Consider the following 15,335-nt stretch of genomic DNA (forward strand, 5'->3'; position numbering starts at 1 on the left):
CAAGGCCCATAGATAATACTTATCTTTCAGACACAGTATTTGTTGTAATGGTTGATGCACAAGGTAATGGTTATGAGAGAATTTTTGGATTCACAAAAAGCAAAATTTTATTTGTAGGTAATAATTCTGGTTATTTTAATTGGATGATAAATGATATTAGGTATAGAAGAATTCACCTCTATTTATTAATTTGAATAAATGATGGGGAGTTCTTTATTTTCGACGGGGACTACTTTTTTTGAGGAGCGTCGCCAATGGTTTAAGGAATGGCTCTTCGAAGGTAATCAACTCAGATTGAGATTGATGAGGAAGAGGTTTTTAGCCTAAAAATCAGTTCGTTTTATAGACTAACCCGATAACTATAGAAAAAATCGACCTTTTGAACAGGATTTTGTTAGCAATCTGCTTTATTATTTATCTCTGACGTTTATTCAGTAGTGATATTTTGGAGTATATAAGATGCAGAAAAAAGCTGAGTTGTATCGTGGAAAGGCAAAAACGGTGTACACCACTGATGATCCTGATTTACTGGTGTTGGAGTTCCGTAATGATACATCTGCATTGGATGGCGAACGCATTGAACAGTTTGACCGTAAGGGGATGGTGAATAATAAATTTAACCATTTCATCATGAGCAAACTGGAAGAAGCGGGTATCCCGACACAAATGGAACGTCTGTTATCAGACACCGAAGTATTGGTTAAAAATCTGGATATGGTGCCGGTTGAATGTGTTATTCGCAATCGGGCTGCGGGTTCATTGGTCAGACGCCTTGGTGTTGAGGAAGGTGTGGTATTGAACCCTCCTCTGTTCGATCTATTTCTGAAAAATGATGCCATGCATGATCCAATGGTGAATGAGTCTTATTGTGAAACGTTTGACTGGGTTAGCAAAGAACATCTGGCTGAGATGGAAAGATTAAGCTACAAGGCTAATGAAGTATTGAGCAAATTATTTGATGATGCTGGTTTGATTTTGGTTGATTTCAAACTGGAATTTGGTTTGTTTAAAGGGCAGGTGGTTCTGGGAGATGAGTTCTCTCCTGATGGCAGCCGTTTGTGGGATAAAGAGACTTTAGACAAAATGGATAAAGATCGTTTCCGCCAAAGTCTTGGTGGCCTGATTGAAGCGTATGAAGAGGTAGCGCACCGTATCGGTGTTATTTTGGATTAATTACGCAAACGATTACCTGGGCCGAAAGGCCCTTTTACTGGCATAAATTCATTTTGGTTATAATTCTTTTATTTGTTTTTTGTGACCAAATATTATCCGATTATATGAGTAATGAATATGGATAATTCAATATAGAGTAGGCTACCGCTTTATTAGTCATAACTTGCTGAAATTATGGGCAATTCAAGGTGCGTTAATATTGAATAGGAATTCATTTATATAATCGCTATATATTTGTGGAAATCATTATAATTCGTTGGGATTATTATCAGTTTTTCCTCTATTTATGATTCATGGCTTGGAGCCAGTTATTTATTATTCACATTGGTGATATATCTTTCAATTAGGATATTAAATAACCTCACAAAGGTATTGACATTATAGAATAAGATATAAATTTTGTTTTCTTGTGATAGTGTTTATAAAGACTTCAATCAGATAGTGATAAATGCGGATATTTTGCGATAATTGCATTTTGCTAATTGTGAACAAGATCTTGCTGCTGTAATCGATCTGTTATTAATAATCCCGATGTTGTGAATAACATCCCTAATTTTACTGAGGTGCCATAACCAAAAGATGGAAAAAATCATGTCAAAGAAGTTAACTGTATGGCGGATACTGCTACATAGCGCCGTACCATTTAAGGGAACGGTTGTATGTGCTTTTCTGGCTTTAGCCGTGACATTATCCTGTGATCTGAGTGGTCCTTATATTATCAGGAATTACGTTGATAAGGCGACATCAGGTACGACTGTTGATCAACTTATCATGCTGGCAATCATTTATATTTTTATCGCGTCGATTGGTGTGATCGGTAGTTTGGTGACCAGTTACATGAGCACCAAGGCAGGTTGGGGTATTGCCGATACCATTAGATACAAGCTCTTTCATCATGTGATGACAGTTTTACCTGTATTGGAAATAGAACGAAGATCGCAGGGAGAGTTGCTGGAAAATATCGAAGGTAATGCTGACATTATCGGAAAAACGATTTCTAAAGCGGGTTTCAAAGCCATTGCTAATTTAGCGATGACACTGGGTACATTGATCATTATATTCAGCGTCATGCCCCAGGCAGGTATTGCTATGGCTATTGTCGTAGTACTGGTGGCGTATGTATTAATTCAATTAACTCGACTTTCTGTTCGTCGCTGGCTAATTGCGCGCAATGAAAAAGCTCGAATATTTGGTTTTATCGGTGATTCATTACATGCTATGGATGATTTACAGCCATTGTCACAGGCACATTGGCCTGCCACTGCATTTCGTAAGATGCTGTCGGTATTGCTCAAATTTGAACGCAGTGCTTATATTGGCGGCAGAGCGTTCTGGCCCATTACTCAGCTCTTCTTTGCTCTTTGTTTCGGTATAGGTTTTGGTTTTGGGCTTCAATTACTTGGTGAGAACAGTTTAAGCATTGGTACATTAACCATGATTTATCTCTACGTTGATAAACTTCGCGAGCCGGTGGAGGATATGTCGTCAGAGATAGAGCTGATACAGAAATTATTTGCTGCTTTATCGTTGGCGACAAAAACATTAAATGAAGGTACGTCAGGTAAATCATCAGATAATTTATTGCCTGATGGTCCTCTTTCTATCCATTTTGATCATGTTGATTTTAGTTATAACGGGGAAGAAGCACAGGTTTTGCACGGTGTTAATTTTTACGTTGCTCCGGGAAGCAAAATTGGCATTATCGGCAGAACAGGTGCGGGAAAAAGTACCATTCTTAATTTGATGTGTGGATTTGCGCGACCCGACTCAGGAAGAGTGACCATTGGAAATATTGATGTCTCAACAATTAAACCGGAAGAGTTTGCAAAAAAGGTTTCCGTGCTTAGTCAGCGTTCTCATCTGTTTTCTGCAACGCTGCGAGAAAATTTAACGCTATTCAGTGATGAAATATCTGATAAGCAAATTTGGGAGGTTCTCCAGGAATTAGATGCGCTTGAATGGGCCAGAGCATTACCTGACGGCCTTGATACGCAGGTTGGCACTAATGGTCGGATGTTGTCGGAAGGTGAAATTCAGATGATAGCGGGTGCCAGAGTGATGTTGCAGCATTGTTCTCTGGTGATTATTGATGAGGGAACATCTCAACTTGATCCCCGGACTGAAGAGAGTTGGCTGAAATTACTTGAAAAATTAAGCCGCAATCGCACCGTAGTGATGGTCGCACACCGTCTTCACACGCTTTCCGCCGTTGATGAAATCATCATTGTTGATGATGGACGGATTCAGCAGCGAATTCCAGAAGCTGAAATTGCAACATTAACGAGCAATCATGGACTCATTGTATGACTATATCCAGTGTATCAACTAAACCCAAAATGTTACCGGCCTTGATTGACCTCATGAAAAGGTTTGCGCCTCTCTATTTCATCACCATGGTTGTGTGGACACTTATGCACGGTTTTCCGCTATTGGTTGGTTACTTGATCAGCCAGTTACTGGATAGAGCGATGAATGAACCGACTAACCCTGTGGTCTGGTGGTTGCTTGCCTCTGCGATTGCAACCATGGTCTTGCGATCATTGATCCTCTTTTTGGGATTAAGCCTGGACTTTACGCTGATCTTTAAAGTCAGTGCTTACCTGAAAGAACGCGTTTTGTGGGGCGTGAGCCATTGTTCCCACAATCAGAGACACACTTTTTCGCAGGGTGATCTTTTGAACCGCATTCGTGATGACAGTGATGAAGTTGCGGAATTTTTGAGCTGGACCTCTGATTTTCTCTACCGTGCCTTACTTTTAATTATCGCATTAGTTGTGCTTATCAACACCGACACAATAACCACGCTTGCTCTTATGCCGATGATTGCGGGCCTTTGGATTGGGGCGATACTTAAACGCAAAGTAGGTAATTTACAAGCGAGTAAACGTCAATCCCAGGGAGATATTGCCGGCAAGATTACTGATGTTTTAACGGGTATACGCGATTTACGTCTTGGCAATAAAATTGAGGGGCAGATTGAGAGATTGTCGCAGAAATTTATCAGTCGCAGGGCTATTCAAGCCAGACATCAGGTATTTACTGACCTGCTTTCTGGCTTGTTCAAAAATATTGTGATACTTGGAACGTCAGCTGTTTTATTGATAGTCAGTAAACGAATCGTTGATGGCAGTTTTACCGTAGGTAACCTGGCATTATTTTTGACCTACATAGGCTGGATAAGTGAACAGATATTTTTCTTCGGCCGGGCTGTTGCCTATTACAAAAATGCGGATGTGTGTTATGGGCGAATCAAACAGCTTTTGCTAGATAAAAAAGAGACCAAAGAAGATGAGCAAGATGAAAAAGGTGAGGCGTTGCATAAGCTGAGTGTTAATCATCTTGTCTGTTCAAATACTCAGCTCCCGGTTTCGTTTGAGGCAACTGCTAATCAGATGATTGGCATTGTTGGTGATATTGGATCGGGTAAAACGACCTTTGTGCGCTACTTGATTGGCCTGGAAAAATCCAGCTCCGGCAGTGTGCTGTGGAATAACAGAGAAGTGTTGGGGAATAAAAACTGGTGGCGGAATCCACGTATCGGCTATGCCAGAAAGAAAGCGGGTTTTTTTGGTGGAACGGTAAGACAAAACTTAGTATTGGGTGATACGGATATTAACGATGATGTCATGGTGCGGGCTTTGGAGGCGGTAGGGTTGACTCCTGGATCATATGAATTGCCGGAAGGGCTTAATACTGTCATTAATTCTGGCAATGCCGGGCAATTGTCTGGTGGTCAGCGTCAGCGTTTGGCACTGGCCCGGATGCTATGCCGTCCTGCTGACGTTTATATCGTTGATAACTGTGATTCGTCATTAGATGCAGATACGGCCCGTCGTTTGTGGTCTACCTTACCTGAGCGCTGGCCCGGTTTGTGGATTGTTGTTTCACATAATGCCGATCTCCTCGCTAAAGCTGACCATATTGTGACTGTTCAACGGCAGAGGGAATTAGCATAATCCACTTGACATCCACTCCTATTTAAGTTGATGAGTGGGTGTCAATAATGAAATGGTATATATTTTTTCCATATCTGGTGAGAGGGGATTATGAGTAAGTAAGCTATTTCTACTACAAAACTTGAATCAGATCTGAGAGATCACTTCGTGGCGGCTACTGCGGTGAATATGTGAGCATTTGCAATATGGTTGAGTTGGAAGTTTACTCTGCTATATTGTAAATATGAAAAGAGAGGTTGTTATGGTAAAAATCGCTGATTATCCACAAATGAAAAATTGTGCCTGGTATCTGGCTGAGGATACTGAGCTAACTGATCGTGATGCGCTTGCATTTTACGAACGCAATTGGAAATATGTCGAAGAAGATAAGCTTGAACCTCAAGAGCGTCAGCTGATTGAACGACTCATCCATGAACAGGGGCATGGTTTTTTGAATGTCTAATTTTCGTCTTGAGCATCATAACCGTATTGCGAAAGTATTAAGTTCTTTATCACATGGATTTCTTAATGACGCAGATTGCTATTTTGCAGGCGGTACTGCAATAGTTATGATGCTTTCTGAATATAGGGAATCGGTCGATATTGATTTTTTGTGTTCTTCACGTGAAGGTTACAGTAAGCTTCGTTCAGCCCTTTATGGGACAGACTTTTCCCCACTTTTTACATCACCTGTGCCCACCATTGGAGAGATTAAAAAAGATCAATATGGTGTTAGAGGACGCATCAATGTTGATGGTGTTCCTATTAGACTTGAATTTGTTAGTGAATCCCGCCTGGATCTTTCGTTTGGCACCCGTATTCTCGGTGTGCCAACGCTGGGTAAAGTAGACTTATTGGCAGCTAAACTCTTGGCTAACGCTGATCGTGGTCTTGATAAAGCTTCGCAGAGTAAAGATCTCATCGATCTGAGCATGATGCAGTCCGAATGGGGATGCATCCCCGTTGAAGCTTGGAATAAAGCGCGCTCTGCATATGGTATTACAGTGGATAAAGCTTACGATTCTGCCATTCACATGCTGAATAATAATCAAGCTTATTTTGATAAATGCATGAAGGATTTGGTTATTTCTGCTGAAAATCAGGAGAAGATAGTTAATACCTTGAAGTTGGAATTTGTTCCTCCTGAGCTAGATAGTTATTATCACGATTATTAATCTAAGATAGCATTAATATGAAGCGGAGCTAAATGAATTCTAAGTAAATATGGTCAGGTAAAAATTGGTATAGAAAAGCAAACTGCGCTGTTATTTGAGAAAAGACATGCTTGTTAAGAACTTAATTGCCACATTGGATGGGGAAATACAGGTATTAATAACTGCGTTGTTTGACGAGCAGTGGGAAAGGGCCAGGAAATTGATGAGTGAGCCATTGCGTATGACGGCTGATGACCTGACCTTAACTGCGTTGGCAGACAGTTTGTGTCACTCAGATATTGATATTATCTCCCGGCAGGAAGATGCTTGTCATCTGCGACTAAATACCTTGAATGGAAAGTTCAACCTTTATATTGGGCTGAAAGATCAGCTAATTAGCTCGCTTATGCTGGCTCCGTGCCCGCTACCTGATGCGTATGAAAAGTCAGGTATCTTCACCGAAAAAACGCTAAGGGCGTTTGGTCTTGAAGATGTTCCAGACGGTCTGGTGTGCCTGCCATCCTCCCAAAATACTACAGCACTTGTACTATTGGTTGCGGGTTCTGGTCCGCATTCGATGGATTATGATGTTGGGCCTAATCCACTGTTTCGTATGTTGGCACATGAGTTAAGTCAACATGGTATCGCCAGTGTGCGTTTTGACAAACGCTACTATCGCGCCTGTCAGGAGAATACCGACTCTGAGGCTATCGATCTCAACACAGAGGTTATTGATGATGCCTGCAATATTTTAGCTGGTCTGATAGAACATGCTGAATTCTATCATGTGCCCGTATTCCTTGTCGGGCATAGTTTCGGCGGATATGTCAGCCCGCTCATTGCAAAGAATTTGCGGCAAAGATCAGGCAGAAATATTATGGGCATTGCGATGCTGGCTACGCCTTTTCGTAGTTTACTTCAGGTGATTTTATCCCAGTTACAAAATGTCAATTTGTCCCCGGAATGTACCATCAGCCCAGATACCAGCGGGAAAAATACCACATCCCTCGCAGATTTCCTTGCAGTGCCAGATCGCTATCTCAAGCAGCTTAAGGATTACCACGCATTTACCTGCTTAACCCGCTTGCCCGCAATGCCTCTATTCTTCGCTCAAGGCGATCAGGATTTTCAGGTTCCGCATGATATTGACTTCACAATGTGGAAAACCGCATTGAAAGGTAATAAACAGGTGGAGTTCAAGCTCTATACGGGATTAAATCATATTTTATTGCCCACGACAGGATGTGCTGGTGGCGAGGATTATCTGCAACCAGGGCAGATCTCGGCGCAGGTGATTGCAGATCTTGCTGCATGGATCAACCACCATTCATCACTAAACGACAGACTGTGACGTTAATCTTTTGCCATCAGATTGACCCAGTCATTGATTGTCGGCCACCGGACTAAATCCACAAATTTGACTGGATACCCTGCATACTTTAGCCGATCAACCAGCATCAGCATTTTTATCGAGTCGAAACCGATATCAAAAAGATTTTCATCTGCTGGTATTTCCTCCGCTTCTGGGTGAAGATCCATGATTTCCTGGTGTAGAATTTCATACAAAAGCTGATTTTTCATTGTGTCTCCAAAGTTGCATTAAACAAAACAAGCTACAATTCCCTGATCCCTTCGATCGGTGCGGATGCGGCTGCGCGATGTGATGGATAGACACCAAACACTACCGTGATGAAGCATGTCGAGAGGGAAGCCAATAAAAAGGAATAAAAAGAGAAACCAACAGCAATATCAAATAACGATAATATTCTGAAACCGATAAATGAGAATAATAATCCCAATAACGCACCCAATAATGAAATCAAAAATGCTTCGGTAAGAAACTGATAAAAAATATCGGAATAACTTGCGCCTACGGCAAGCCGTATGCCAATCTCCCGTCTACGTTCTCTGACACTGATCAGAATGGTATTCATGACACTGACACCGGCAACAAAGAGTGTTACTGATGAGATTGCTAACAGGAAAAGATTAATTTGCGATTGCGTTTCATTCAGTGTTTTTAACAACTCCGTGGTACTACGTATTTCATAACTTTGTTGACGTTTAAATTGTGACAACCGTTCCTCAACGGCGTGTTTAACCGGTTCCACATGGGTGGCATCTTTGGCTTTCAACACCATGCCACTGGGTGGTGTATTGCCGAACAGCCGCACCAGATAACTATTTCTTGGTAAAAACGCAGTATCATCGACCCCGGCATCCATGCCTTCGCCTTTCTGTGCCAAGATACCAATAACCCGCATAGAGATGTCGTTGATCTTGATACTCTGCTCAGATGCCGATTCTTTTTGCGGAATTTGCAGAAATAGTCGCTCGGCCAAGGAAGCACCCAAAACAACCACATTTGCCAGGGCAGCATCTTCTTGCGGTGTATAAAAACGCCCCTGTCCGATGACCAAATTACGGATAACCGCGATATCCGCATTGGCACCGATTAATTGAGCATCGGCAGTGCCTTGTAGAGAAACTATCGTTGCTGTAGCAGTGGAAAAAAGGGTGCTGTGGCTGATATGTGGATTGCCTGAAAGTGACGTTATATCTGCTTGTGTCAGATAATCGTGATGGGAATCGAAAGCGCCGTTTTCCTGTCCTTTGTATTTTACGGAAATAATGTTACTCCCCATTGAGGAGACCATTTTGACAACATGATCCTGAGTTGCCGATCCGATTGCTTGCATGATCACAATCGAGGTTACCCCGACAGCAATACATAACAACGTCAGGAAGACCCGTGTTTTATGTGCGGCAAGGGAACGTGCTGCCATCTTGAGATTAAACAGGATAACAGTAGAATAAACGTTAAACTTTAAGGATATTTTACTCATGCCGATTGAGTCACCAAAGAACCATTATCCAGATATAGCCTGCGTTTTGCATATCCGGCGACAACGTGATCATGCGTCACCAGGATGATGCCACATCCACTATGATGTAATTCAGTAAAAAGCTGCATGAGATTGGTTGCATTGGTGGTATCCAATGCACCGGTAGGTTCATCGGCAATAATAAATTTCGGATTATTAATTAATGCGCGGGCCACAGCAACGCGTTGCTGTTCTCCCCCTGAGAGATGGCGCGGGTATTTAGCTAATAACGGATTAAGATGGAGGCGATCTATTAAGTAATTGAAGCGTTTTCTGTCATATTCGAAGTTTCTTTTTAAATAGTACATGGGCATCAGGATATTTTCATCAATGCGGTAGTTATCGAGCAGGTTATAGTTTTGAAAGATAAAACCAAAATATTTCCGCCGTAAAAGTGCTAATGAGTGAATCTTTTGCTGAGTCACCTTGAGGTCGTTAATAAGATATTCTCCTGCACTGGCGATATCTAAAAGCCCTATGAGATTCAATAAGGTACTTTTCCCTGAGCCGGAGCGCCCAAGAATGGCAACATAGTCATTCTGGCCGATTGTTAAACAAATATTTTTCAGGACAAGATGTTTTTTACTCTCATTACCGTAGGTCTTGCAGATATTATTTAGCGTTATCATTTTTACCCCCGGCATTGTCCTGCTTGGCAAGTACAACGATTTGCTCGTTGTTCTGCAATCCGCTGGTAACGACTGAGCGTACACCGTCGTTATGCCCGACAAGTAATTTTCTTACGACGATATTTCCATCTTTCATCTCACGTAAAAAGTAAGCGGTTAGATTATCATCCAAAGGTTGATGTCGCTTATTATTCAGCACGTCACTGGGGATGGTCACTACTCCGCTGCTTTCGTGCGTCACAATAGTAACATCAGCACTCATGCTGGGTTTTAGCAGGAAATTGTCATTAGGCACATCAAACAGAACGGTATAATAAACTGCATTATTCATTAAGTCTGGCTTATACATAATCTTCTTAACATTACCGTGCCATATATGCTTATTTGCCCCATAGATCCTGAAGGAAGCCTTTTGTCCCAGCGCGATTTGGTTAATATCTGCCTCGGAAACTTTTGCATAAACAGTCATATTCTTGAGATCGGCAATCTGCATGAGAACCGGTGTTTGTTGATTAACATTCAGGGTTTGCCCTGGATCAACATGGATTGCGGTCACTACGCCGGCAATAGGTGAATAGATTTGGGCATAACTGAGGCTGACTTCTTCATTATGCAAAATATGTTCATTTTGCCTGATATCCGCTTTGAGGCTTTCAATTCTTGCCTGACTTTTCTTTACGCCAAAAGTGGCTTCATCCAGCAATTGCTGGCTGGTTGCAGAGCGCAGGTTAAGTTGTCTCTGGCGTTTTTCTGTGATGGACAGAAGTTCATAGGTATATTGTTCTTCCTTCAACATGGCACATAATTTTTCCAGCCGTGCACGGCTTGCTTCAACTTTAGTGCGATAAAAAGTGTCATCAATACTGGCAACCAGCTTACCTGCTTCGACTACATCTCCGACCTCAACATGCAATTGGATTAACTGGCCTGAGATTTGGCTACCCACATTAACCTGGCTGGTCGGTTGTATAACACCGGCAGCGCCTACCATCGTGATAACATTACCCAGTGTTCCGGTGATGATTTGTTCTGTCATCACCACAGGCGTTTCTTGCCGATTGAATTTGTTATAAATCACGGCAAGAAAAACGATCATGACAGTAATGATAACTACCCATTTCTTTTTTTTAACCAGCACAGTCAGCATCCATCTTAGTCGTTGTTATAATTCCGTATTGTCAGGCGTTAAGTTATGCTCAACGCCCATGCAATCCAATAAATCAAGCAAAAACAGCCCCATGTCGCTGATGATATTTTCAGAGAAAATATCATCGTCGTAGAGCCATTCCAGGCCTATCCCAGTTGATGAATTGACCAGTTCGAGCGCAATATCCCCTTTAGGCTTGAGCCCCTTGATTTTCTCTTTTGTGCAATGGGTTTCACCAAGATACAAATCGGTGGAGAATCCTATTTGAGAAGAGAAGTAATAAGTAACTTCTGGCAACTGCATACCGTGGTGATGGTGAAGGTGTTGTTTCAGATACGCCAGCGAGATATTTGAATGGGCATTTGCATCCATCAGGAAATCACGGACATACTTGGATACGTTAATTAATGAGGTTTCCGCAGTAACATAGGGCAGTAGTAACGTTGTAGCAAAGCTGCCGACACCCTCGAATGGCACAGGCGGAACACGGTTGGCACAAGGGATACCCAGAATCAGCTCGTCTTTATTATTGAGTAATGATCTGATAGTCATCAGAAATGCCCCAATCACGATATGTTCCAGAGTCACCATGTGTTTCTTTTGCACGCAGGACAGTATGACAATTAATTGAGGAGGCAACGGCATCGAGTAGCGTCGGCCACGAACCCGAAGATTAGCCCCTGATGTAATATCTTGCTGTCCGGCAACAGAAAGTACGTTGAGCAATTTTTCTGTCCAAAAATTTAATGTTTCGTCCGACATGCGCTGATTAATTACGGTAACGCTTGTTTCCGTCGTTGCTGCAATTTTCACTGCATTATCCGTATAAGCTGAAGATAATTGTTGCAATACATGAGAAATCGACATCCCATCACAAAATGCATGATGGAAATTTAACAAAAGGGAATGCTCATGCTCTGCTATTTTCAGCAACTTAAAATATACCGGTGGATTGTCCTGCAATGACATCGGTTTGAATGCCATCTCATTTAAGATCTTGCGCAATGAAATCTCAATATTGATGCCAGTAGCATGAGTCAGATCGATATATTCGAAGGGTAGGTTTTCTTCGGTTGCCGGTGAGAGGGTTACAGAGAGTTGCCCATCCGTCATGGTGACTCTTTGGCAGAGAGCAGGGAAATATTGCATGGTATACAGTAAAGCAGAGCGTAATTTCTTTAAATCGATATCACCGGCCAGATGATAATATAGCGGGATATTATGGGCACCTGAACGATTAGAAATAGTATCAATGATCCAATAATACTGGTCGTGTTGTTCTGTCAGGCAAGTGCTATTTTTATGGGTTAGAACCGGCATTTGCCCCTGTTGAATGACAGATTGCAATAAATAACCCAATCTGGGGGATTGGTAGAAATCTTCCAGGCGGATAGAACAATCAAAGTATTGCTGGATCTTATTAATGAGTAATAATGCTTTAAGCGAAGTACCGCCTGCGTCAAAGAAATTCGTATCTTCATCAATAACTCTATCGCTATCGCCAAAGACTTCGCGCCACAATGTAAAAAATATTTCGCGTTTTTCTCCTTTAAGCCGCGAAACATTATCTTCTTTATTCAACTCTGTTACGGGGACGGAATAATTGGATAATGCTGATTCGACAATAAAAGGCACCTGTAATTTTGGATAACATCCACGCAGGAATGAGACGATTTCGTGACGTGCAATTGAATATGAGCTATTAGGGATAAATATATTGATATACTGATACCCGGTTTCATTCTCTTTTATCGTTAAATGAATTTCATCAATATCCATTGCCGCTGTGAGTATTTTTTGCATTTCGGCCAGATCGACACGTTTTCCATCAATTTTGTGCTTTTTGTCCAGTCGGCCAATGAAATTTAAATTTCCCTGGGCATCGTAAAACCCGCGGTCTCCCGTTAAATAATAGATTCTTCCATCGTTCAACGGTAAGAATTTACGCGAGGTTGACTGATTGTCGTTAATATATCCGGCACAGATAGAATCCCCACGAATACATATTTCTCCACTGCTGCCGATAATGATATTATCAGTTCCATATTCCCGAATGACGATAGAACTATTTGCTAGTGCTTTACCAATAATATTACCGGGTTGAAACTCATCATCTATTTTGTGACAGCTTGCCACAACACAACATTCTGTTGGGCCATAAGAATTAATCAGAGAAATTCCGCATCCTACTTTTTCCAACCAATGGTGGATGGCTTTATCCATTGCCAGATCGCCACCGATAATTGTTATTCTGATGGTCGGTGACAATTCTTTAATGGCCGCGTGCAGGAAAAAGACAATTTGATGCCAATAATTCGTAGGAAAGTTAACGACGGTTACCGATTGTGCATGGCAAAATGAAAACAGTGAATCAAGCTCAACGATCATCTGATCACTGGCAATTGCCAGTGTAGCTCCCCGATAAAAACAGCCAAATACCTCCTCAATATAGGCATCAAAAACCGGGGTACTGAAATTAAGAATAACGTCATCTTGTTGAATATCATATCGATCTGTCATAGCGGCTAAATAAGCATAAAGCCCCTTGAAAGTTATCGGTACCGCTTTCGGTATTCCGGTGGTGCCTGATGTAAAAAAGATATAGGCTTCGTCCTCTTTGGTCGCGGGGCATTTTATGTCATTTTCCAGAGATATTCCGGAGGGGGAAGTGTTCATATCTTCAATAAAGAAAATATGCGTATTATTAATATCATTCACTTTCTTATGATGGTGACGAGAAGTTATTAATAAAGAGATATCCAGCCCACGCAATATATTGCTAATTTCTTCTCGTCCGAATGTCATGTTGATTGGAATAAAGCATAATCCCGCCGTATGGATTGCTAATATAGACAATAAGGATTCCATTCCTCTGGGCAATAACACTGCTATCCTTCGGTTTTTTAGTGGGCAGGATAATAGCCGTTGGCTGAAAGCTAATAATTTACTGTAGAGTTCATGGTAATTAAGGCAATATGCGGAGTTTATTGTGGTTTGATTCCCGCAAATTACTGCCTTTTTATCCGGCGATACTGTGGCGATTTGCGCGATTCGGGTAATTATATTCTCTCTGATGGGGTAATTAACGACAATATTCTCTGGAGTTCCGCCAGATATCATATTGTCCATTAGTTCAATGATTTTATATTTTTCCCAATATGTTTCGACAGTTTCATTGATATTTTCTGCAATGGCGTTATAAATACGTAAATAATCATCAATCAAAGCATCGGCGGTAAAGGTATTGTACAAGCGGCTTCCTGCATCCAATTCAACTAATGCTGATTTTCCGTCAGAAGAAAACCGGATATTAACGCCATAATCATTTACTGCGCCAGAAGTCATACAGCCGCGAATAGCACGGTTATTTTTCATAAGATCATGTTCAATTTCATGCAGTAAATTGACATAAGGAATAGCGGTTAATTGATCTGCCCGATTTATCGCGCCATCATTCAAATCACTGATATCAATACGGCTATGCCTGCTATGTAGACTCATTTGCGACTGTATTTCCGTGAGGATCTGTTTTATCGTTGTTTCTGGCGATAAAGAAACCATCAGAGGTAAGGTGTTCATCGCCGGGCGATAATAACGGTATTCTGCTTTGTCACGTCGGTTAGAGAAAGGTAAATTAATGATACTTGTTGATAAACGGCCTCGTTTAGTCATTTGCAGGCATAAGGCCAGTATCATCATTAATTTATCATTAAAGGTAAAACCCTCGTTGTTTGCGATGAGTGGTCGGCTCACTTTAATTGCTTTCGAGGGAAACAGGCGTTTACCGGCATAATCCTCTAATTTGGGAAGTTGGTTGAGGTAATTAGCCCAATAGTTTTTGTCGTTGGCATAATGCGCGCTTGCTTTATATTTAATATCGTTGAGATAAGACTGGTAGGTAAAAACAGGCTCTGATGTTGGGTGGAATAATTGTTGTTCATAGCAGGACAAAACATCGTGAATTAACTGACCTATTCCCCAATAATCTGTAGCGACATGGTGAGCGATAATTCCCCAAAAGTAGCATCCAACATCATTAAAATAAAGATAATGCCTGATCGTCACACCATTTTCAGGAGCCAGTGGTTCAGTTATTCTTTGGTCGAAATCGGCTTTTGTAGCTTGTTCCACTGCCGGATCTAACAGTTTTATTGATATAACTTCGATCGGCGTGGAACACTTCCCCTGAAAAATATTTTGCTCAGAAATACGATAACGTAAGGAAAAACCATCATTGAAGCGATGAATGGTCATAATGGCCTGTTCCAATCTTTCCAGGCAAATATTGTCATTGAAGCTGACGAATTCGCCGACATTAAAGACAGACTTATCGTCAGCAACAGTATTAGCAATGGCTAACCGGAGCTGTGTATAGTTCAACGGCCAATAATTGTCGCTATATTCCATTATTT

Annotated in this window: 11 protein-coding genes; 6 read left to right on the forward strand and 5 right to left on the reverse strand. The window is 41.4% G+C overall.

Annotated elements, in window-relative coordinates:
* Positions 1-459: 459 nt before the first annotated feature.
* The 6 genes from purC to PTE_RS17910 all read left to right on the forward strand — a co-directional run bounded on the left by purC (position 460) and on the right by PTE_RS17910 (position 7,613).
* On the forward strand, positions 460-1,173 hold the full coding sequence (gene purC / locus PTE_RS17885; RefSeq protein WP_036849360.1) for a phosphoribosylaminoimidazolesuccinocarboxamide synthase: 714 nt from the start codon (positions 460-462) through the stop codon (positions 1,171-1,173).
* 591 nt (positions 1,174-1,764) lie between these two features.
* On the forward strand, positions 1,765-3,480 hold the full coding sequence (locus tag PTE_RS17890; RefSeq protein WP_240042191.1) for an ABC transporter ATP-binding protein: 1,716 nt from the start codon (positions 1,765-1,767) through the stop codon (positions 3,478-3,480).
* Positions 3,477-5,129, forward strand: coding sequence for an ATP-binding cassette domain-containing protein (locus tag PTE_RS17895; protein WP_036849363.1), 1,653 nt, complete (start codon positions 3,477-3,479; stop codon positions 5,127-5,129). The genes PTE_RS17890 and PTE_RS17895 overlap by 4 nt, the downstream gene beginning before the upstream one ends.
* A 241-nt stretch (positions 5,130-5,370) precedes the next feature.
* A complete protein-coding gene (locus PTE_RS17900; RefSeq protein ID WP_036849600.1) occupies positions 5,371-5,571 on the forward strand; it encodes a hypothetical protein in 201 nt (66 codons plus the stop codon).
* Positions 5,564-6,283, forward strand: coding sequence for a nucleotidyl transferase AbiEii/AbiGii toxin family protein (locus tag PTE_RS17905; RefSeq protein WP_051477447.1), 720 nt, complete (start codon positions 5,564-5,566; stop codon positions 6,281-6,283). The genes PTE_RS17900 and PTE_RS17905 overlap by 8 nt, the downstream gene beginning before the upstream one ends.
* A gap of 106 nt (positions 6,284-6,389) precedes the next feature.
* Positions 6,390-7,613, forward strand: a complete 1,224-nt coding sequence (locus PTE_RS17910) for an alpha/beta hydrolase (RefSeq protein WP_036849364.1) — start codon at positions 6,390-6,392, stop codon at positions 7,611-7,613.
* 2 nt (positions 7,614-7,615) lie between these two features.
* On the opposite strand, the gene PTE_RS17915 is transcribed toward PTE_RS17910, so the two are convergent.
* Genes PTE_RS17915 through PTE_RS17935 form a run of 5 tightly spaced genes read right to left on the reverse strand, consistent with a single transcriptional unit; the run spans position 7,616 to position 15,330 of the window.
* Complete coding sequence (locus PTE_RS17915; protein ID WP_036849366.1) at positions 7,616-7,843, reverse strand: phosphopantetheine-binding protein; 228 nt, start codon at positions 7,841-7,843, stop codon at positions 7,616-7,618.
* A gap of 32 nt (positions 7,844-7,875) precedes the next feature.
* On the reverse strand, positions 7,876-9,108 hold the full coding sequence (locus PTE_RS17920; RefSeq protein ID WP_036849367.1) for an ABC transporter permease: 1,233 nt from the start codon (positions 9,106-9,108) through the stop codon (positions 7,876-7,878).
* Complete coding sequence (locus PTE_RS17925; protein ID WP_036849368.1) at positions 9,105-9,776, reverse strand: ABC transporter ATP-binding protein; 672 nt, start codon at positions 9,774-9,776, stop codon at positions 9,105-9,107. Before PTE_RS17925 ends, PTE_RS17920 begins: the two co-directional genes overlap by 4 nt.
* Positions 9,760-10,914, reverse strand: a complete 1,155-nt coding sequence (locus tag PTE_RS17930) for an efflux RND transporter periplasmic adaptor subunit (RefSeq protein WP_051477458.1) — start codon at positions 10,912-10,914, stop codon at positions 9,760-9,762. The genes PTE_RS17925 and PTE_RS17930 overlap by 17 nt, the downstream gene beginning before the upstream one ends.
* 24 nt (positions 10,915-10,938) lie before the next feature.
* Positions 10,939-15,330: a condensation domain-containing protein gene (locus tag PTE_RS17935; RefSeq protein WP_036849370.1), complete on the reverse strand. Its 4,392-nt coding sequence runs from the start codon at positions 15,328-15,330 to the stop codon at positions 10,939-10,941.
* Positions 15,331-15,335 lie beyond the last annotated feature (5 nt).

This window comes from Photorhabdus khanii NC19, from assembly GCF_000517265.1.
In the GTDB taxonomy this organism is placed as follows: Bacteria; Pseudomonadota; Gammaproteobacteria; order Enterobacterales; family Enterobacteriaceae; genus Photorhabdus; species Photorhabdus khanii.